General features: G+C 69.8%; 17 protein-coding genes and 1 pseudogene. 6 read left to right on the top strand and 12 right to left on the bottom strand.

Going from position 1 to position 18,887, the window contains the following annotated elements; all coding sequences use genetic code 11:
• Nucleotides 1-22: 22 nt before the first annotated feature.
• The gene (locus tag AWC30_RS11040) at nucleotides 23-940 is read right to left on the bottom strand and encodes an alpha/beta hydrolase family protein (protein ID WP_085110241.1); all 918 of its coding nucleotides are present in this window, start codon (nucleotides 938-940) and stop codon (nucleotides 23-25) included.
• Nucleotides 941-1,079: 139 nt separating this feature from the next.
• Here AWC30_RS11040 and AWC30_RS11035 point away from each other — a divergent pair, with 139 nt between their 5' ends.
• Nucleotides 1,080-1,937, top strand: coding sequence for a helix-turn-helix domain-containing protein (locus AWC30_RS11035; protein WP_085110239.1), 858 nt, complete (start codon nucleotides 1,080-1,082; stop codon nucleotides 1,935-1,937).
• A 134-nt stretch (nucleotides 1,938-2,071) separates the two neighbouring features.
• On the opposite strand, the gene AWC30_RS11030 is transcribed toward AWC30_RS11035, so the two are convergent.
• The 5 genes from AWC30_RS11030 to AWC30_RS11010 form a co-directional block, all read right to left on the bottom strand.
• Entirely contained in the window at nucleotides 2,072-3,220 is a 1,149-nt protein-coding gene (locus tag AWC30_RS11030) for a glycosyltransferase family 4 protein (RefSeq protein ID WP_085110238.1), read from the bottom strand.
• Nucleotides 3,221-3,229: 9 nt separating this feature from the next.
• Entirely contained in the window at nucleotides 3,230-3,973 is a 744-nt protein-coding gene (locus AWC30_RS11025; RefSeq protein WP_207568430.1) for a hypothetical protein, read from the bottom strand.
• Nucleotides 3,974-4,034: 61 nt separating this feature from the next.
• Nucleotides 4,035-5,129 (bottom strand): peptidoglycan hydrolase RipC, encoded by a 1,095-nt coding sequence (gene ripC / locus AWC30_RS11020; protein ID WP_234808043.1) that lies wholly within the window; start codon nucleotides 5,127-5,129, stop codon nucleotides 4,035-4,037.
• A gap of 160 nt (nucleotides 5,130-5,289) precedes the next feature.
• Nucleotides 5,290-5,544, bottom strand: coding sequence for a hypothetical protein (locus tag AWC30_RS11015; protein WP_085110235.1), 255 nt, complete (start codon nucleotides 5,542-5,544; stop codon nucleotides 5,290-5,292).
• A 106-nt stretch (nucleotides 5,545-5,650) separates the two neighbouring features.
• Nucleotides 5,651-7,054, bottom strand: a complete 1,404-nt coding sequence (locus AWC30_RS11010; RefSeq protein WP_085110233.1) for an IS110 family RNA-guided transposase — start codon at nucleotides 7,052-7,054, stop codon at nucleotides 5,651-5,653.
• A gap of 250 nt (nucleotides 7,055-7,304) precedes the next feature.
• Here AWC30_RS11010 and AWC30_RS11005 point away from each other — a divergent pair.
• Nucleotides 7,305-9,149: pseudogene (locus AWC30_RS11005) on the top strand (DEDD exonuclease domain-containing protein); the annotation flags it as partial.
• Here the strand turns inward: AWC30_RS11005 and trpD are convergent.
• A complete protein-coding gene (gene trpD, locus AWC30_RS11000; protein ID WP_085110231.1) occupies nucleotides 9,087-10,181 on the bottom strand; it encodes an anthranilate phosphoribosyltransferase in 1,095 nt (364 codons plus the stop codon). The pseudogene AWC30_RS11005 and the gene trpD overlap by 63 nt on opposite strands.
• Before the next feature lie 167 nt (nucleotides 10,182-10,348).
• On the opposite strand from trpD, the gene ctaE reads away from it, so the two are divergent.
• From ctaE to qcrB, 4 genes are read left to right on the top strand one after another with little or no spacing between them, the layout of a single operon-like run.
• A complete protein-coding gene (gene ctaE / locus AWC30_RS10995; RefSeq protein WP_085110230.1) occupies nucleotides 10,349-10,960 on the top strand; it encodes an aa3-type cytochrome oxidase subunit III in 612 nt (203 codons plus the stop codon).
• Nucleotides 10,957-11,826, top strand: a complete 870-nt coding sequence (qcrC, locus tag AWC30_RS10990) for a cytochrome bc1 complex diheme cytochrome c subunit (RefSeq protein WP_085110228.1) — start codon at nucleotides 10,957-10,959, stop codon at nucleotides 11,824-11,826. The genes ctaE and qcrC overlap by 4 nt, the downstream gene beginning before the upstream one ends.
• Nucleotides 11,823-13,001, top strand: coding sequence for a cytochrome bc1 complex Rieske iron-sulfur subunit (gene qcrA / locus AWC30_RS10985; protein ID WP_085110226.1), 1,179 nt, complete (start codon nucleotides 11,823-11,825; stop codon nucleotides 12,999-13,001). The genes qcrC and qcrA overlap by 4 nt, the downstream gene beginning before the upstream one ends.
• Nucleotides 12,998-14,638 (top strand): cytochrome bc1 complex cytochrome b subunit, encoded by a 1,641-nt coding sequence (gene qcrB / locus AWC30_RS10980; RefSeq protein WP_085110225.1) that lies wholly within the window; start codon nucleotides 12,998-13,000, stop codon nucleotides 14,636-14,638. Before qcrA ends, qcrB begins: the two co-directional genes overlap by 4 nt.
• A gap of 146 nt (nucleotides 14,639-14,784) precedes the next feature.
• Here the strand turns inward: qcrB and AWC30_RS10975 are convergent, their stop codons facing one another.
• The 5 genes from AWC30_RS10975 to ctaC all read right to left on the bottom strand — a co-directional run bounded on the left by AWC30_RS10975 (nucleotide 14,785) and on the right by ctaC (nucleotide 18,784).
• Nucleotides 14,785-15,771 (bottom strand): alpha/beta hydrolase, encoded by a 987-nt coding sequence (locus AWC30_RS10975; RefSeq protein WP_133053684.1) that lies wholly within the window; start codon nucleotides 15,769-15,771, stop codon nucleotides 14,785-14,787.
• 5 nt (nucleotides 15,772-15,776) lie between these two features.
• Complete coding sequence (locus AWC30_RS10970) at nucleotides 15,777-16,388, bottom strand: DUF2561 family protein (protein WP_109562021.1); 612 nt, start codon at nucleotides 16,386-16,388, stop codon at nucleotides 15,777-15,779.
• The gene (locus AWC30_RS10965; protein ID WP_085110222.1) at nucleotides 16,388-17,170 is read right to left on the bottom strand and encodes an MmpS family transport accessory protein; all 783 of its coding nucleotides are present in this window, start codon (nucleotides 17,168-17,170) and stop codon (nucleotides 16,388-16,390) included. The genes AWC30_RS10970 and AWC30_RS10965 overlap by 1 nt, the downstream gene beginning before the upstream one ends.
• A gap of 163 nt (nucleotides 17,171-17,333) precedes the next feature.
• Nucleotides 17,334-17,753: a cytochrome c oxidase subunit 4 gene (locus AWC30_RS10960; protein ID WP_085110220.1), complete on the bottom strand. Its 420-nt coding sequence runs from the start codon at nucleotides 17,751-17,753 to the stop codon at nucleotides 17,334-17,336.
• An 8-nt stretch (nucleotides 17,754-17,761) separates the two neighbouring features.
• A complete protein-coding gene (ctaC, locus tag AWC30_RS10955) occupies nucleotides 17,762-18,784 on the bottom strand; it encodes an aa3-type cytochrome oxidase subunit II (RefSeq protein WP_085110219.1) in 1,023 nt (340 codons plus the stop codon).
• Nucleotides 18,785-18,887: the final 103 nt, after the last annotated feature.

Genomic DNA, 18,887 nt, shown 5'->3' with positions numbered 1-18,887 from the left:
GCGCTGACGGTTGCCGGAGGTGTCAGTTGACGTGTTTGTCGAACCACTCGATCGGTAATTCGGGGTGTGCACCGAAGAAGTTGTAGCCGTCGAATCGGCGATCGGTGCCCTCGATCCAATACAGGCTCTTCTCGGCAACGGGGAGAGCGTCATAGATGTCCTGCACATCTTGCGGGCGAGTCATCGTGTCGTCGTGCACCTGGGCGACCAGCGTGGGAACGGTAACCGCCTTAACGTGCTGCAATGGTGATTGCTCAGCGAGGTGAAACCCGGTGCGCTCATGCACAGCCGTAGCGAACTTCTCGTAGCCGTCGTCCATGCCGATGCTCTTGACGAACTCCTCGACGATGTATTTGCCGGAGACCGGTTGTAGCATCACCATCGCCTGGACCTCGGCGAACTCCTCGGGATGTTTGGACCACGCGACCGTCGTTGAATCGGCACCCAGGCACACCGACAGCAGCGCTTTCTTCATGGCCTTTGTGTCCGAACGAGCCGCGGCGTAGCGAAGCGAGCCGATGACGTCGCGGTATTCGGTCAACCCGATGCCGGCGATCCCACCGTTGCCCTGGCCGCTCATCCCATGGTTGCGGATGTCGTATGCCAACACGTTGTAACCGGCATCGTGCAGCGCCTTGTATTCAGGCAAGAAATTGACCTCAAAACCACCAAGGCCACCAAACTCGGGCAGATGGCCCGGATAGCCGTACCGGTTTCCCGGCAGGAAATGGTTGTGGATGATGACCTTGTCGGAGTCGGCGGGGATGAACCATCCCTCCAGAGGTACGCCATCCATGGAGGGGAAGGTCACGTCCTCGTATCGGAGACCGACCTCGTCGGGCCGGCGGAGCACCGGTGCCCGGCGTCCCGCCGTGGTTCCCGTCGTCCACAGCTGCACAAAGTTGTCGAATGCGGCTTGCGCTTGATCGTTGCTCGTCATTGCCCTAACTCTTTTTCCCGATGTCCGTGAACCGTCTGCAATCGAAGCTAGCTTCGGATACCGGGCCTCGGCAGACACCGTTTATAGGGGGGATAGCCAGTACCCCCCACAGCCTCGGTGTCGTTCCTAAGGTGGTGGGATGGACGTCGCCCAGGACATCAGAGAGTTCTTGATGAGCCGCCGCGCCAAGATCGGACCGGAACAGGTGGGGCTCACTCGGAGCGGTCGCCGCCGCGTTCCCGGCCTCCGGCGCGAAGAGGTTGCGCAGCTCGCTGGGGTTAGCACCGAGTACTACACCAAGATTGAACGCGGCAATATCGCTGGTGTATCAGTCGACGTCCTCGACGCTGTCGCCAGGGCATTGCGTCTCAACGACGACGAGACAGCTCACTTCTGGGATCTCACTCGCGCCGGCGCCGACACCAAAACCGGCCGGCCCAAACGCAGGAATGATCAGAAGATCCCCGATGGAATCCAAACGCTGATGGACAGCATGGCCACCTCGCCGGCCATCGTGATGAACGGCAGCCTCGACTTCCTGGCGGCGAACGCTCTGGGCCGCGCGATTTACGCGCCTATGTTCGCCAGGGCCAACGGCGCGCCGAACCTCGCTCGGTTCCTGTTTCTCGACGCGTCCTCTGATCAGTTGTTTCCGCAGTGGGATCGCACCGCCGACGAGGCGGTCGCGCTACTGCAAGCGGAGGCGGCCCGCGCCCCTCACTCACCTGGCGTCACCAAAGTCGTCGGCGAGCTTGCCACTCGCTGCGAATCATTCCGATTGCGGTTGGCCGCCCACAACGTCACCGCCCACAAGCACGGCAGCAAAAAGTTCGGCAACGCGCGATTCGGCGAACTGACGTTGACCTACCACGTCCTGGCCATAACCGCCGCACCAGGACTGTCACTGGTCGGCTACACCGCCGAACCGAACTCGCCTGCCGCTCAGGCAATTCAGATGCTCGCCGACGAGCATTCCACCAGCCCGCCGACACCGTGACCCCGAGCCCGCACGTGTCGGCGGGGGGTCGAAGGCGACGCCATCCGCGACGCGGCGCAATCCGTCCGCTTTACTCCGGGCGATGCCATGCGCGTCACCGCGGCGCAACCAACCTCATGAGACAGCACAGTTGGCTAGCACTCGCCGCCCAGCAGGCCCGCCAGCCGCTCGGTCAGCACGTCCCAGCGCCAGTGGGCACTGACCCACTCGCGCCCGGCTGCACCCATCGCGGCCGCCCGGTCCGGGTCGGCGAGCAGGCCGGCCACGGCGTCGGCGATCTTCTCGACGGCACGACCGTCGACCACCAGGCCGGTCTTGTTGTGCTGCACCGTTTCCGGAGCACCGCCCGAGTCGCCCGCCACCACCGGGACGCCGGTGGCCGAGGCCTCCAGGAACACGATGCCCAGCCCTTCGACATCCAGTCCGGCCCCGCGGGTGCGGCACGGCATCGCGAACACGTCGGCCACGGCGTGGTGGGCCGGTAGCTCCGCCGCCGGGACCCCGCCGGTGAACGTGACGTGCTCGCCGACGCCGGTGCGCTCGGCCAGCCGCTGCAGCGCGGCCCGGTGAGGGCCGCCGCCGACGATGAGCAGGGCGGCGCCGTCAACGCGCCGGCGGATCCTCGGCAACGCCTGGATGAGCATGTCCTGGCCCTTGCGCGGCACCAGCCGGGACAGGCACACCACGGTGGGCCGCTCCCCCAGTCCGTAGCGGGTCCGCAGTTCGGCGCGGGCCGCCGGGTCGGGCCGGAACCGCTCGGTGTCCACCCCCGGCGGCAGATGCTCGAGTGTCGCGGCCGGACCGAACGCGGCGGCGAACCGGCCTTTGGTGTAGTGACTGACGAAGGTGACCGTGTCGGTGTGGTCGCCGATGCGGCGCAGCACCGAGCGGGCCACCGGAAGCATCGACCAGCCGACCTCGTGACCGTGGGTGCTGGCCAATACCCGCGAGGCGCCGGCGCGGCGGGCGGCCGGCGCCAGCAGCGCCAGCGGCGCTGCCGCGCCGAACCACACGGTGTCGATGCCGTGTTCGGCGATCAGCGCTCGCATCCGTGACTCCACCGACGGCACCGGCAGCATCAAGCTTCCGGGGTGGCGGACCACCGGATAGCCGGCCGCGGCGGCCGCGGCGTCGTAGGTCTCGGCGCCCTTCCACGCCGGGGCGTAGACGGTGACCTGCCGGTCGCTTGAGGTGACCAGCCGGCCCACCAGTTGCTCCAGGTAGGACTGGATGCCGCCGGGCCGCGGCGGGAAGTCGTTGGTCACCAGCAGTACCCGGGTCACGTCAGCAGGCTAACCGGTCGCCCACCGCTGCCACTGCTCGAGCAGCTGCGGCAACCCGACACCGAGCGTCGCGTGCACCGCGTCGGGCAGGCCGGGGTGGTCGACACCGCACGCGGCGGCGTAGAGCGCCCGCAGCCGTTGCGGCCCGTAGCGGTCGGCGACGAAGCGGGCGAACCACCACGCCCGGTCGTAGGCGTCGGCGCGGTCCGGTCCGGGGCCGTCGAGTTCGGCGTCGGTGGGCAGCCTCAACTCGGTTCCGGCGGGCACCGGTGCGTCGTGGTCGCCGTCGCGGGCCACATAGTCGGCGACGCCCTCGACCAGCCAGCGCGGCGCATCCAGCGCGGTCACCGCGCGGGTGGCGTAGTGGAAAAGCTCGTGGCGCAGCACGATGCGAAGCGCCGCGTCGCTCATCGCCGCGGCGCCGGGTGCCAGCACGATCCGCTGCCCCTCGGCGGTGCGACGGGCCGGGTCCACCCGGGTGGCGATCGCCACCGCCGCCGTGTCGGGGGCCACCGGGGCGCCGACGGCGGCCCGGAACTCCGCCGGGGTGGCGGTGGCCTGCACCACGATGCGATGGGGCCAGTCCCGGCCCCAGAATTCCTCGACCGCGCCGGTGGCGGGTCCGATCTCGGCGCCGACCCGGTCGAGCAGCACGGCGGTGGCCGCGTCGCCGATCAACTCGACACTGCGGCGGTCCCCGACGAACAGCGGTCCGTCGGGCCGGCCTGAGGTGTCGGCCGAGTGCAGCAGCACTGCGGCGGCGAGAACCAGCTCGGCCAGCAGCAGCGCGAGCAGCGTTGCCGCGGCCCGCCGGTCAGTAACGGCGGGCGTTGTAGATCGGGCCGGAGGCGGTCATCGGCACGACCGCGACGGGCACCCCGTAGGTGGAGGCGTGCACGATCATCCCGTCACCGATGTAGAGGCCGACGTGCGAGGCGTCGGAGTAGAAGCTGAGCACGTCGCCGGGCTGCAGTTCGGACAGCGAGACCGGCTGGCCGCCGGCGGCCATCGCGTAGCTGGAGTGCGGCAGCGAGATGCCGGCCTGCTGGAAGGCCCACATCACCAGCCCGGAGCAGTCGAAGGCGCCGGGACCCGAGCCGCCCCACGAATACGGCGAGCCCACCCGGCTCAGCGCGGCCTGGACGGCCGTCGCGCCCGCCCCGGAACCCCCACCGAGGTTGGGCGGCAACGCCTCCGGCGGGCCGCCGGGCGCCGCCTCCGGTGGAGCGGGCAGCGCCTCCGGCGGCGGTCCGACGTCGGCCAGCGCGGTGCGCTGGACCGGCGTCAGCGCCTGGTATTGGGCTTTGACGATGGCGATCTGGGTCTGCAGTTCGCGCTGCTTGTTGACCAGGCCGGTGCGCACCTCGGCGGCCTGCTCGGCGGCGGTCTTGGCGTCGGCCGCCGATTTCGCCGAGGTCTGCTCGGCGGCGGCGGCCTCCCGGCCCGCGGTGCGGTACTGCGACATCTGGGTGGACATCTCGGTGCCCATCACCTGCTGCACGGAGAGTTTGTCGATGACCGCCTGCGGGGAGGTGGCGGTCATGATCGCGTCGAATCCGTCGGTGCGACCGCCCATGTACATGGTGGCGGCGAATCCGTCGACGGACTTCTGGTAGGACCCCAGCCGCTCGCGGGCCGCGTCGACGGCGGCCTGGTCCCGGTCGTGTTGCTCTTCGGCGGCCTGCTGGGCGGCGAGTTTCTCATCGAGGTCGAGCTGGGCGGCGTGCATCGCCTCGGTGGTCTGCTCAGCCTGCCGCGACAGCTCGTTGAGCCTGGTCAAAGCGTCGTCGGCCGGGTCGGCGTAGCCGGTGGCGCTCAAGGCTCCCGCCGCCACGGTGAGGCCGACGACCGCAGCGACGACCGGTCGCCGGGCCGCACGCAACGTCCTGTGCATCCAGTCGAGCACCACGATGACATCCTCACAACTGCGCTCGACGGCGCGGCCACCCCGGCCCCGAGCCGTCGATCGAACTTTGATCTCGAACAGGTTACGAAACGGTCACGTCCCTGTCTACCAGGGCAGAAACTTTACCAGTCACCCGTCGCCCGGCGGACAGACACGCCGCCGGTCAGGCTACCCCAGACTCGCGCCCGTCCCGAATCGGCACGAGCCGCAGCCGCGGCGCCAGACCGGCCTCGGCGAGCACGTCCAACGCGGCCCGCTCGTCGTCGTGCAACGTGGCCGGCACCCCGAGCAGGACGCTGACCACGCAGTCCTGGCACGCCGGGCCGCGCACCGCGCAGCTGTCGCAGTCGATGAGCACCGGCTCGCCGCCCGATGGCGGGAGTGCGGACGGGTGGGCGGGCTGATTGGGAGAGGCCACGAGGGATCCTTTCGACTGCTTTGCGGTCCGGTTGTCCGGCACGCTAACGACGCCCACCGACAGCCGCGCCCGGCGTGCCCCGGCCGTCCTGAGTTCCTAACCGGAGTCAAGCCACGTGTTGGCTCGTAGGCTGGGTGTCGGCGGGCCTGGATGTTGGAGCGCTTGGCGACTCCTGTGACTCCTGGCCCGCCGCCTGCTTGCGGCGCTCGCGCATTCTCTTGTGCCGGACGTTGTCGCGTCTGTGCGCTTCGAGTTGGTAACGCTGCTGGACGATGATGCGGCCTTTGGCCTCGGTGATCACGGTGCCGTCGACGTCGCGCAGGACGTAGTGCTCACCGTTGCGCATGCAGGCCGCGATCCGGGTCAGCATGATCGTTGCCAGGTGGCAGATAGCCGAGGAATGGTGCCGGTCGCCGGCCATCAGGCGCTGGTACTTCGCTGCGATCTGGGGATCGACCTTGCGGGCGTGGTCGGCGGCCGCGAACAGCATCTCACGCAGCAGTGGGTCGCCGGCTTTGGTGATCCTGGACTCGACCTTGCTGACCCCGGACTGGCTGACCCGAGGCACCAGACCGGAGTAGGCACGGACCGCCGCCAAGGACGTGAACCGGTGGGGGTCGCCGATCCGGCCGGCGATCACGGCGCTGATCGTGGGACCGACGCCGGGCGCTGAGGCGACGATGCCGTCGGGGTCAGCGTCGGCGTAGAGGTTCGCGAGCCGCTCGTCGATCTCTTTGAGCTGACCGGTCAAGAACAGCGCCTGCTCGGCCTCGTGGGCGATGTCAGCGGCCAGTTCGGCGAAGTCCATCCCGTCGCCATCCCCGGTATCCCACAGTGCGAGAGTCTCTTTCGCCGCGAGGATCAGCACAGCGGCCCGGTCCTCGCGCCAGGCGCCGCGGGAACGGCCGATCAGGAACCGGGACAGGCGGGCCTGGCCGAGCCGGATCACCGCGTGCGGGTCGGCGTAGCGGGCCAGGAACTCCAACGCCGCGACGCCATAGCGAGCGTTCATGGCCTCGTACCAGGCCGGGCCGAGAAGCTCGGTCAGCGCGTCGAGTCGGGCGAAGATCGCAGTACGACGTTTCACCATCGTCGAGCGCTGCTTGGTCAGCCGGCGCAACGGATCGGCCGGCCCCTGCCCTGAGTACTCGCGCAGCCCTTCGGGATGCAGCAGCGGCAGCCGCGCCAGGAGCTCGGAGTCGATCCGATCGTTCTTGGTGTGCTTGGAGTAGTACTTGCGCAGGTCCGACGACTGCGTTGTCGGGACCATCACCACCTTCGCGCCGCGGCGGCGGAACCACTCCGCGACCACGATCCACGCGTTCCTCGTCGGCTCGACCACCACGGTCAGCTCGCCCGGGTCTTCAAGATCGAGGTCGTTCCAGAGCCGCTCCAAATCCGCCAGCCTGGTCCAGAACTTCCGGCCCCGCCACACCGTCTTCCCGTCAGCGGCGAGGGTCGCCTGATGCGCAGCCCGGCAGGCCACGTCGATACCCAACGTCAACGCCATCGTCGTCCTCCTGTCAGTCACTTCGGATTCCCAGGTGACTGACCACCACGGCCACGGCCCAGACATTCTCTAAGCAGGAGTCCCGCACCCAGGCTGGCTCCAAGTTCCCGAACAGGGACACCGCTCGACCAGACACCGGGCCCGCGGGCGGCCACTCAGATGCCAGGGATCACCACGTGTCCCGGTCGGTAGCCTCGACCGCCCACGGACCCACTCAAAGGCTAAATGTCGGTGCGGTTGCCTACCGTCGGTGAGTGTGGCCGTCCCCGCTTCCCCCGAGGTGACCCAGCTCAGCCTGCCCGGCCTGGGCTCGGAGCCCGAGACGGCGGCCGACACCGCCCTGGCCGAGACCACCTTCGTCATCGTCGACCTGGAGACCACCGGCGGCAGCGCCGCGGGCGCCCGGCCCGACGCGATCACCGAGATCGGCGCGGTGAAGGTGCGCGGCGGGGAGATCCTCGGCGAGTTCGCCACGCTGGTCGACCCCCGCCGCGGCATCCCGCCGCGGATCGTGGAGCTGACCGGCATCACCACCGCCATGGTGCGCACCGCCCCGACCATCGAGGCGGTACTGCCCGCTTTTCTGGAGTTCAGCGAGTTCGGCCGCGGCGCGGTGCTGGTCGCCCACAACGCCGGGTTCGACGTGGGTTTCCTGCGTGCCGCCGCCGCCGGCTGCGGGCTGGACTGGCCGCGCCCGCCGGTGCTGTGCACGGTGCGGCTGGCCCGCCGGGTGCTCAGCCGCGACGACGCCCCCAGCGTGCGACTGGCGGCCCTGTCGCGGCTGCTCGGCGTCTCCGTGCAGCCCACCCACCGGGCCCTCGACGACGCCCGGGCGACCGTGGAGGTGCTGCATGCCCTGATCGAACGGGTCGGCAACCTAGGGGTGCACAGCTACGCCGAACTGCGCGACTACCTTCCGGCGGTGCCGGCCGCCCAGCGCCGGAAGCGGGTGCTCGCCGCGGACCTGCCGCGCCGGCCGGGGGTGTATCTGTTCCGTGCCCCGTCCGGCGAGGTGCTCTACATCGGCACCGCCACCGACCTGCGCCGACGGGTCGGGCAGTACTTCACCGGGTCCGAACGGCGGTCCCGGATGGCCGAGATGGTCGGCCTGGCCGGGCGGGTCGACCACGTCGAGTGCGCCCATCCGCTCGAGGCCGGGGTCGCCGAACTGCGGCTGCTGGCCGCCCACGCCCCGCCCTACAACCGCCGGTCGCGGTTCCCCCGGCGCTGGTGGTGGCTGGTGCTCACCGAGGAGGCGTTCCCGCGCTGGTCGGTGGTGCGCTCACCGCGCCACGACCGCGCGGTGGGGCCGTTCCGGTCCCGCGCGAAGGCCGCCGAGACCGGTGCGCTGCTGGCCCGCTTCACCGGGGTGCGGACCTGCACGACCCGGCTGGCGCGCGCGGCCGTGCACCACTGCCCCCCGCGGGAGGTCGCCCCGTGCCCGGCGCCGGCGGGTCTGAGCGCCACCCAGTACGCCGCGGCCGTCGCCCGTGCCGCGGCCCTGATCGAGGGGTCGGACTGCGCGCCGCTCGGCGAGGCGGTGCAGCGGGTCGCGGCCCTCGCCGGCGCGCATCGCTACGAGAGCGCCGCGCGGCTGCGCGACCGGGTGGCCGCCACCGTCGAAGTGCTCTGGCGGGGGCAGCGGCTGCGGGCGCTGGCGGCGGTGTCCGAGCTGGTCGCCGCGGCCCCCGACGGCGCGGGCGGCTGGGCGCTGGCGGTGATCCGCCACGGCCGGCTGGCCGCGGCCGGGTCGGCGCGGCGCGGGGTTCCCCCGCTGCCGGTGGTCGCGGCCATCAGCGCGGCCGCACAGACCGTGCTGCCCGAACCGGCGCCGCTGGGCGGCGCCCTGATCGAGGAGACCGCGCTGATCGCACGCTGGCTGGCCGGTCCGGGGGTGCGCATCGTGCGCGCCGACGAGACCGGCTGGACCTCGCCGCTGGGGTCGGCGGGCCGGTGGGCGGAGTGGGCGGGTGCGGCCCGCTCGGCGCGCCTCGCCGCCGAGCAGGCCCTCGGGGATGCGGTGGCGGGCCGCTCAGAGCTGCTGGCCGAACCGCACCCAACGCGCGAGCAGCTGTTCGGCGGCGCCGGTGTCGATCGCCTCGGCGGCGCGGGACAGGCCGTCCTCCCAGGCCGGGAGCCATTCGGCGCTGCTGGATAGCCCGGCGTGGGCGACCATCGCGCCGGCGGCGTTGAGGACGACGGCGTCGCGGACCGGGCCGGCGACCCCGGCCAGCACCGCACGCACCTCGGCGGCGTTGGTCTCGGCGTCCCCGCCGACCAGCTGGTCGAGCTCGGCGCGGGCGAAGCCGAAACCGGCCGGGTCGAAGGTCACCTTCTCCACGGTGCCGGCCTGCACCCGCCAGATCGTGCTCGTCGTGGTGGTGGTCAGTTCGTCGAGCCCGTCGTCGCCGTGGACCACCAGCACGCTGGAGCGCCGGGCGGCGAACACGCCGGCCATCACCGGCGCCAGTTCGGCGAACGCGCAGCCGATCAGCCCGGCGCGCGGCCGGGCCGGGTTGGTCAGCGGGCCGAGCAGGTTGAACACGGTGGGCACGCCGATCTCGCGGCGCGGCGCGGCGGCGTGCCGGTAGGACGGCTGGAACTGCGGGGCGAAGCAGAACCCGATGCCGACCTCGGCGACGCTGCGGGCGACGTCCTCGGGCCGCAGGTCGATGCGCACGCCGAGGGCCTCCAGGGTGTCGGCGCCGCCGGAGAGCGATGAGGCCGCCCGATTGCCGTGCTTGACCACCGGGATCCCGGCGGCGGCCACCACGATGGCCGCCATCGTCGACAGGTTCACCGTGCTGACCCCGTCGCCGCCGGTGCCGACGACGTCGACGGTGTCGGTGCCGATCGCCTCGGTGGGCATCCGGCGGGCGTGGTGCAGCATGACGTCGGCCAGTTCGGCGACCTCCGCGGCGGTCGGGCCCTTCATCTTCACCGCGACGCCGAACGCCGCGATCTGTGCCGGGGTGGCCGTACCGGCCATGATCTGCTCCATCACCCAGCCCGCCTGCCCGCGCGCCAGGTCCTGGCCGGTCGTCGCCCGACCCAGGATCTGCGACCACGACCAGCCGGCTTCGGCTGCCGGGACCGGTCCGGGATGCTGCTGAGATGACGCCGTCACGCGCCGATCGTCGCATGCCGGCCGCCGACACGCCGCACGCCCGTCACCCCCCGCGGAGGTGGCAACCCGCTGAGAAGCTGCTGAAATCCGCCCGGGTGCGACCGGTTTGCGACCAAATCGGCGACCCGGGTGGAGATTGACAACTACATAACGTCATACTTGCGGATGTGACGAGCGCTGTTGGGTCTTCAGGTACTGCCATCACATCGCGCGTGCATTCGCTGAACCGGCCGAACATGGTCAGTGTGGGCACGATTGTGTGGCTCTCCAGCGAGCTGATGTTCTTTGCTGGATTGTTCGCGATGTACTTCACCGCCCGCGCCCAGGGCGGCGACCAGTGGCCACCGCCGCCCACCGAACTGAACCTGGCGCAGGCCGTGCCGGTCACCCTGGTGCTGATCGCCTCGTCGTTCACCTGTCAGATGGGCGTGTTCGCCGCCGAGCGCGGCGACGTGTTCGGGCTGCGCCGCTGGTACACCATCACGTTCCTGATGGGTGCGTTCTTCGTCGCCGGGCAGGGCTACGAGTACTACCACCTGGTCACCCACGGCACCACCATCTCCTCCAGCGCCTACGGCAGCGTCTTCTACATCACCACCGGGTTCCACGGCCTGCACGTCATCGGTGGTCTCGTCGCGTTCCTGTTCCTGCTGGCCCGCACCAAGATGAGCAAGTTCACCCCGGCGCAGGCCACCGCGAGCATCGTGGTCTCCTACTACTGGCACTTCGTGGACATCGTGTGGATCGCGCTGTTCGCGACGATCTACTTCATTCGATGAGCAGCCACCCGACGAACAGGAGTGTTCGGTTGAAGTCACTGCGTATCCCCCGGTCGGCCGGTTCCGATCGGTCCCGTCGTCGCCTCCGCCGACGGATGTCCGCAGCGGTGTTGCTGCTGATGGCGTTGACGGTGGCCGGCGGCCTGGCCGCGCTGCTCACCCCCAGCCCGCAGGTGGCGGTGGCCGACGAGGACTCCTCGGCGCTGCTGCGCACCGGTAAGGACCTGTTCGACACCTCGTGTGTGTCCTGCCACGGCGCCAACCTGCAGGGCGTCGACGGGCGCGGGCCGAGCCTGGTCGGGGTCGGCGAGTCCGCGGTGTACTTCCAGGTCTCGACCGGCCGGATGCCGGCGGTGCGTGGTGAGGCCCAGGCCCCCCGCAAGTACCCGGTGTTCGATGAGCACCAGACCGACGCGCTGGGCGCCTACATCGCGGCCAACGGCGGTGGGCCCGCGGTGGTCCGCAACGCCGACGGCACGGTGGCCCAGGAGTCGCTGCGGGGCAACGACATCGGCCGCGGCGGTGACCTGTTCCGGCTCAACTGCGCGTCCTGCCACAACTTCACCGGTAAGGGCGGCTCGCTGTCCTCGGGTAAGTACGCGCCCAACCTCGACGGCGTCAGCGAGCAGCAGATCCTCGCGGCGATGCTGACCGGTCCGCAGAACATGCCCAAGTTCTCCGACCGGCAGATCCCGTTCGAGGAGAAGCGCGACATCATCGCCTACGTCAAGAGTTCCACCGACGAGCACAACCCCGGCGGTGTCGGGCTCGGCGGCTTCGGCCCCGCCCCCGAAGGCATGGTGATGTGGATTGTTGGGATGGTCGCCGTCATCGGCGTCGCAATGTGGATCGGGGCACGCGCATGACCGAGAGCAACAACACCGGCCGGCCCGACGACGCGGAGCTGGCCGCCATGTCCCGCGAGGAGCTCGTCGAGCTCGGCGGCCGGCTCGACGGCGTGGAGACCGTCTACAAGGAGCCGCGCTGGCAGGTCGAGGGCACCCGCGCCGAGAAGCGCGCCGAGCGGCAGGTGGCGCTGTGGTTCCTGCTGGCCGGGTTCTTCGGCTTCGCCTTGCTGCTGGTGTTCCTGTTCTGGCCGTGGGAGTACAAGTCCGTCGACGACCCCGGCGGCTTCCTCTACTCCATCGCCACCCCGCTGTACGGGTTCACCTTCGGCATGTCGGTGCTGTGCCTGGGTATCGGCGCGGTGCTGCTGCAGAAGAAGTTCATCCCCGAGGAGATCTCGGTTCAGGATCGGCACGACGGTCAAGGTGACGGCTCGGCGGAGATCGACCGCAAGACCGTCGCCGCCAACCTCACCGACGCGCTGGAGGGCTCGACGATCCGTCGCCGCAAGGTGCTCGGCCTGTCCGTCGGGATCGGCTTCGGCGCCTTCGGTCTGGGCACCGTGGTCGCCGGCCTGGGCGGCATCATCAAGAACCCGTGGAAGCCGGTGGTCCAGACCGCCGACGGGATGAAGGCCGAGCTGTGGACCTCCGGGTGGACCCCGCGCTACCACGGCGAGACCATCTACCTGACCCGCTCCACCGGCACCCACGGCCCCGGCGCGTTCGTCAAGATGCGCCCGGAGGACCTCGACGCCGGCGGCATGGAGACCGTCTTCCCGTGGCGGGAGACCGACGGCGACGGCACCACCGAGGAGTCCCGCGAGCGGCTGCACGCGATCACCATGGGGGTGCGTAACCCGGTCATGTTGATCCGGATCAAGCCCAACGACATGGAGCGGGTGGTCTACCGCAAGGGTCAGGAGAGCTTCAACTTCGGCTCCCTGTTCGCCTACACCAAGATCTGCTCGCACCTGGGTTGCCCGTCGTCGCTGTACGAGCAGCAGACCTACCGCATCCTGTGCCCGTGCCACCAGTCGCAGTTCGACGCGTTGCACTTCGCGAAACCGATTTTCGGCCCGGCCGCACGCGCCCTGGCGCAGCTGCCGATCACCATCGACAAGAACGGGTATCTGGTCGCCAACGGCGACTTCGTCGAGCCCGTGGGACCGGCATTCTGGGAGCGTTCCTCATGAGTCCGACCAACAACTCCAAGATCGGCGCCCTGCTCACCGCGCAGGGCAACGACATCGACTCGCGCTACCACCCGTCGGCGGCGCTGCGCCGCCAGCTGAACAAGGTGTTCCCGACGCACTGGTCGTTCCTGCTCGGTGAGATCGCCCTCTACAGCTTCGTGATCCTGCTGATCACCGGGGTGTACCTCACCTTGTTCTTCGACCCGTCGATGGCCGAGGTCACCTACAACGGCGTCTACCAGCCGCTGCGCGGTGTGCAGATGTCGCGGGCCTACGAGACGGCGCTCAACATCTCCTTCGAGGTGCGCGGCGGCCTGTTCGTCCGTCAGGTCCACCACTGGGCGGCGCTGATGTTCGCCGCGGCGATCATGGTGCACCTGGCCCGGGTGTTCTTCACCGGCGCTTTCCGCCGCCCCCGCGAGGCCAACTGGATCATCGGCTCGCTGCTGCTGATCCTGGCGATGTTCGAGGGCTATTTCGGCTACTCGCTGCCCGACGACCTGCTCTCCGGCATCGGTCTGCGTGCGGCGCTGTCGTCGATCACGCTGGGGATGCCGGTGATCGGCACCTGGCTGCACTGGGCGCTGTTCGGTGGGGACTTCCCCGGCGACATCATCATCCCGCGCCTGTACGCCCTGCACATCCTGCTGATCCCGGGCATCATCCTGGCCCTCATCGGCGCCCACCTGGCGCTGGTGTGGTTCCAGAAGCACACCCAGTTCCCCGGCCCGGGCCGCACCGAGCGCAACGTCGTCGGCGTGCGGGTGATGCCGGTGTTCGCGGTGAAGTCCGGTGCGTTCTTCGCGCTGACCACCGGGGTGCTCGGCCTGATGGGTGGGCTCATGCAGATCAACGGGATCTGGAACCTGGGCCCCTACAAGCCGTCGCAGATCTCCGCGGGCAGCCAGCCCGACTTCTACATGATGTGGACCGAGGGTCTGGCCCGGCTCTGGCCGGCCTGGGAGATCTACGTCGCCGGCTACACCATTCCCAGCTCGGTCTGGGTGGCGCTGATCATGGGCCTGGTCTTCGGTCTGCTGGCCGTCTACCCGTTCCTGGAGCGCCGGTTCACCGGCGACAGCGCCCACCACAACCTGCTGCAGCGGCCCCGCGACGTCCCGGTGCGCACCGGGCTGGGCGTCATGGCGATCACCTTCTACATGATCCTCACGCTGGCCGCGATGAACGACATCATCGCCTGGAAGTTCCACATCTCGCTGAACGCGACGACCTGGATCGGCCGGATCGGCATGGTGGTTCTGCCGATGGTCATGTTCTTCGCGACCTACCGCTGGTGTGTGGGTCTGCAGCGCAGTGACCGCGCGGTGCTCGAGCACGGTATCGAGACCGGCATCATCAAGCGGTTGCCGCACGGCGCCTACGTCGAGATGCACCAGCCGCTCGGGCCGGTCGACGAGCACGGCCACCCGATCCCGCTGGAATACCAGGGTGCACCGGTGCCGAACAAGATGAACAAGCTGGGCTCGGCCGGCTCCCCCGGCAGCGGCAGCTTCCTGTTCGCCGACCCGGTCAGCGAGGACCGCGCGCTGCGCGAGGCCGAGCACGCCGCCGAGCAGCGGGCGCTGACCGCGCTGCGCGACCACCAGGACGACGAGCACCCGAACGGGCAGCACTAGCGAGCCCACGAGGGCGTCGGCTCACCAGACGAATCCACGAGTGAAGCGTCAGGGCGGAAAAACCTAACGGATTCCGCCCTGACGCTTCACTCGCGGGAGTTGTCGCCGCGGTCGTCGCCTGAGATCTCGGCGGCCTACGCAGCGGCCTACTCAGCGGCAGCCGCCACCCGCTCCTGAATGAACTGGGCGATCAGGTCGAACGCCGCCTTGCTCTCGGGCAGGAACGGGAACACCGCCGGGAACGCGTGCAACTGGCGCGGCCACACCCGCAGGGTGCAGGAACAGCCGGCGGCCACCAGCGCGTCATGCATGTGCTCGGCGTCGTAGCGCAGTGCCTCGCTCTCCGCGACGACGATCAACGACGGCGGAAAACCGGTCAGGTCGCCGTGCACCGGCGACGGGTCCGCGATGCCCTCGTCGGGGCGCGCGCAGGCCATGATCGGCGGCAGCGCCGCCGCCCAGATGACCGGGTCCCGCCACGCGTTCTCGTGCTCGGCGCGACCGACGCAGTCGATCTCGAGCAGCGGGGAGATCCCGACCACCCCGCCCGGGGCCGCCAGGCCCTCCCGCCGGGCGGCCAGCGCGGTGGCGAAGGCCAGGAACCCGCCCGCGGAGTCGCCACCGAAGACCACCCGATCCGGGCTGACGCCGCGGTCCAGCAGCCAGCGGTAGGCGCTCAGGCAATCCTGCACCGACCCGTCCACCCGCACCGCCGGGTGCTGCCGGTAGTCGACATGGACCACCGGCAGCCCGGTGCGTTGGGCCAGGATCGCCACGGTCTGCAGATGGGAGTCCAGATTGCCCAGGAAGAAGCCGCCGCCGTGGAAGTACAGCAGGGCGCCGTCCTGCAGCGCCGCGGTGCAGCCCCGGGCGCGCACCGTCTCCACGGTGACCCCGCCGACGACCTCACGGGTGATGTTCAGCCGGCGGACGAACGGGCGCCGCCGCTGCGCGCGGGACAGCCGCTCCACCGCCCGGCCGACCGTCACCATCCGGTCGGCGATCGGAACCTTGCCGTCCTCGGACAGGTAGCGGCGGGTCAGCGGCCCGATGGCGCGCACCCCCACCGAGTAGGCCGCCCGCGCCCGCCAGCTGGGCCGGGTGGTGGACAGGGAACCGGCGGGCAGGGGCATGGAGTTCACTCCGTTTCTCGGGCCAGCAGGACGTGGAGTTGACGCAGGAAGTACCACGGGATGGCCGGCATCGCCGCGGTGATCACTCCGGCCACCGCGTAGCTGATCCAGGACACACCGTCACGGCCGACGGCCATCAGGTTGGTGCCGATCGCGACCGCGGTCAACGCCGCGCCCACCGCGATGGCCAGCAGCACCGTGCCGCGCACCCAGATCCGCTCCATCGGCGTGACCGAGACCGGGTCGAGCATCCGCAGTTTCTCGGTGGCCGCTCCCCCGTTCGGGATGTCCGCCGAGTACTTGTCGGGCCGTACCGGCCGGCGCGGTGCCGCCGCGGGCGTCGCGGCGTTCTGCCGGGCCCGCAGCAGCACCGGGATGGCGGCCAGGATCACCAGCGCGGAGACCACCGCGATGACGTAGAGCGCCCACGGCGTGCTCCCGCTGCGCACCGCGTCGCCGTGGTTGTCGCCCTGGGCCAGGTTGACCAGCGACACCACCGCGGCGACGCCGGTGCCCAGCAGGACCAGCCAGATCACCGCGCTCACCCCGATCAGGATGCGGTCGGTGTCGACCGGGGACCGGGAGATCCGGTTGGGGACAAATTTCCATCGACTCATCAGCAACTCGTCTGGGGTGCGTTGTTGGTATTGGAGGACAGTACGGTTCCGTCGTTGGTGGTGATCGAGCAATTGAGCTTGCTGACCCGGAACAGGCTGGACGCCTCGACGGAGCCGACCTCGGACGCCGAGATCGGGGTGAGGGTGATCGACCACGGGATGTAGACGTTGCGCTGGGTGCGCCGGCGCCCGGAGGCGTCGATGTAGGTCACCGTGATGATGTCACCGGGTGCTTTCGTGCCGGTCACCGAGTAGGTGCCCTGCCGCGGGCCGGCCCGCGTCGTGGTGGTCGGGGTGGTCGTGGTCGGCTCCGGGGTCGTCGTCTCCGGCTCCGGTTCCTCGCTGGGCGGCGGAGGCGGCGGTGGCGGCGGTGGCGGCGGCTCCGGCTCCTCGATCGGCGGGGGCGGCGGTGTGCTCTTGGGGTATTCGTCGTGCACCGGCGGCAGCGAGGTGGTCGGCGCGGCGGTATCCGCGGTGTCGCTGGTGTCGGTCCCGGTCACCACCAGCGACACCGAGACCACCAGCGCGATCGCCGCGATGATCGCGGTGATGCCGACGACCCAGGGCCAGCGCGGTGGCGGTGGTTCGTCGTCGGCGTCGGACTCGGCGTGAGCGTCGTAGGCGTCGTAGTCGTAGAGTTCGCCCGGCGGCACATAGGGCGCCAGCAGATGTTCGGATTCGGGGGCCGAATAGGCCTGCGAGAAGGGTTCCTCGGCCTCCGTCTGATCGCCCGCGATCGGCTCGTCCGGCTCATCCGGATCGGGAGGCTTCGGGCCGCTCATCTCCGCTTATCCTGTTCGGCTGCTTCACCGGGGCGGGCCGCCGCCCGGCGTGGCCGGTGCGCCGATCCCCCGCGATGGGTCGTGGTGTCCGCGGGCAACATTACCCAAATGTCGGGGCCACCCGCGGTAGCCACCCTCGGCACGTCTTCGCCCGCGGCGAGGTTCAGTGCTTCTCCGCGCCGAGGTAGTACTCGAACACCAACCCGCCCGCGGCGGCGATGACCATCACGATGCCGGCGCCGAACAACCACGGCAGCCACAGCGCGATACCGACGGCGACGATCGAGAAGGCCAGCGCGCACAGGATCGGCCACCAGCTGTGCGGGCTGAAGAAGCCCAGCTCACCGGCGCCGTCGCTGACCTCGGCCTCTTCGTAGTCCTCCGGCCGGACGTCCACCCGGCGGGCGACGAAGCCGAGGAAGGTGGCGGTGATCATCGCCATCGCGCCGGTCAGCGCCAGCGCGGTGGTACCGGCCCACTCGATCCCACCGGTGCCGAACCGGTCGGTCAGGAACCCGTAGACGATCGCGGTGATGAAGAAGAACGCGGAGATGAACTCGAACAGCCTGCCTTCGATGTGCATGGGGTGTCCTAACTACTCGCTTGGGAGACCTGCAGGCCGCGCCGGCTGTCGAACGGGCGGGTCGACGTGGCCAGCGGGTCCTGGCCGATCGCCGAGAGCGCCTCGGCGTTGGTCAGGCCGTCCCGCCGCTTGTCGAGGTAGAGCTTGAACTCGTTGGGGCTCACCGCGCGGAGCTCGAAGTTCATCATCGCGTGATAGGTCCCGCACATCTCGGCGCAGTGCCCGAGGAACGCGCCCTCCTTGGTGATCTCACTGACCTGGAAGACGTTCACCGAGTTGTTCGCCTCCGGGTAGGGCATCATGTCCCGCTTGAACAGGAACTCCGGGACGAAGAAGGCGTGGATCACGTCGGTGGCGATCAACCGGAACTCGATGCTCTTGCCGGTCGGGACCACCAGCACCGGCACCTCTTCGGTGGTGCCGAGGGTCTCGACCTCGTCGTAGTACAGGAAGCTGCGGTCCTCGGGGTTGAGGCCGTGCAACGCGCCGACCCGCTCCTTGCCGTGCTCGTCCACACCCTCGGGCTTGGAGACCATCGCGTCCTTGCGCTCGGGCTGCGCACCGTCGTAGGTGTAGGTGCCGTCGGCGAAGTCGACCTTGTTGTAGCCGAACTTCCAGTTCCACTGGAACGCGGTGACGTCGACCACGACCTCGGGGTCGTCGACGAGCTTGAGCTGGTCCTCCTGCACCCTCACGGTGAAGTAGAACAGCACCGAGATGATCAGGAACGGGACCACCGTCAGCACCAGCTCCAGCGGCATGTTGTAGCCGAACTGGCGCGGCAGTTCGGTGTCGGTGGGCCTCTTCCGGTATGCGATAACGCACCAGAACATCAGGCCCCACACGATCACGCCGACCACCAGCGAGGCGATGACCACACCGACCCAGAAGGCGCGGTTGTGGTGCGCCTCGGGGGTGATCCCCTCCGGCCACCCCAAGCCGAGCGCCTGCGACCAGCTGCAGCCACTGAGTGTGACCGCGACCAATCCGACGGCGCCGACCAGCACCGATCGTCGTAGCCAACGAGGCATGGTGCGGCGCTGCGAAGCGGCCTGCGGCAAGCCTGTCCCGCGAAGTGTCACGGTGGGCGCCTCCTGAGTCAGAACCTGGAGCGAGAGTCGATCACGTCGAATA

Origin of the sequence: Mycolicibacillus trivialis (assembly GCF_002102395.1) — a bacterium.
In the GTDB taxonomy this organism is placed as follows: domain Bacteria; phylum Actinomycetota; class Actinomycetes; order Mycobacteriales; family Mycobacteriaceae; genus Mycobacterium; species Mycobacterium triviale.
This window is presented reverse-complemented; position numbering and strand designations above follow the sequence as displayed.

Bases quoted from the DNA above. Each gene is read 5' to 3' on its own strand.
- AWC30_RS11040 (WP_085110241.1), bottom strand. From the start codon at position 940: ATGACGAGCAACGATCAAGCGCAAGCCGCATTCGACAACTTTGTGCAG.
- qcrB (WP_085110225.1), top strand. From the start codon at position 12,998: ATGAGTCCGACCAACAACTCCAAGATCGGCGCCCTGCTCACCGCGCAG.
- AWC30_RS10960 (WP_085110220.1), bottom strand. From the start codon at position 17,753: ATGCACATCGAAGGCAGGCTGTTCGAGTTCATCTCCGCGTTCTTCTTC.
- AWC30_RS10975 (WP_133053684.1), bottom strand. From the start codon at position 15,771: ATGCCCCTGCCCGCCGGTTCCCTGTCCACCACCCGGCCCAGCTGGCGG.
- AWC30_RS11010 (WP_085110233.1), bottom strand. From the start codon at position 7,054: ATGGCGTTGACGTTGGGTATCGACGTGGCCTGCCGGGCTGCGCATCAG.
- AWC30_RS10965 (WP_085110222.1), bottom strand. From the start codon at position 17,170: ATGAGCGGCCCGAAGCCTCCCGATCCGGATGAGCCGGACGAGCCGATC.
- AWC30_RS10970 (WP_109562021.1), bottom strand. From the start codon at position 16,388: ATGAGTCGATGGAAATTTGTCCCCAACCGGATCTCCCGGTCCCCGGTC.
- qcrC (WP_085110228.1), top strand. From the start codon at position 10,957: ATGAGCAGCCACCCGACGAACAGGAGTGTTCGGTTGAAGTCACTGCGT.
- qcrA (WP_085110226.1), top strand. From the start codon at position 11,823: ATGACCGAGAGCAACAACACCGGCCGGCCCGACGACGCGGAGCTGGCC.
- AWC30_RS11035 (WP_085110239.1), top strand. From the start codon at position 1,080: ATGGACGTCGCCCAGGACATCAGAGAGTTCTTGATGAGCCGCCGCGCC.
- ctaC (WP_085110219.1), bottom strand. From the start codon at position 18,784: ATGCCTCGTTGGCTACGACGATCGGTGCTGGTCGGCGCCGTCGGATTG.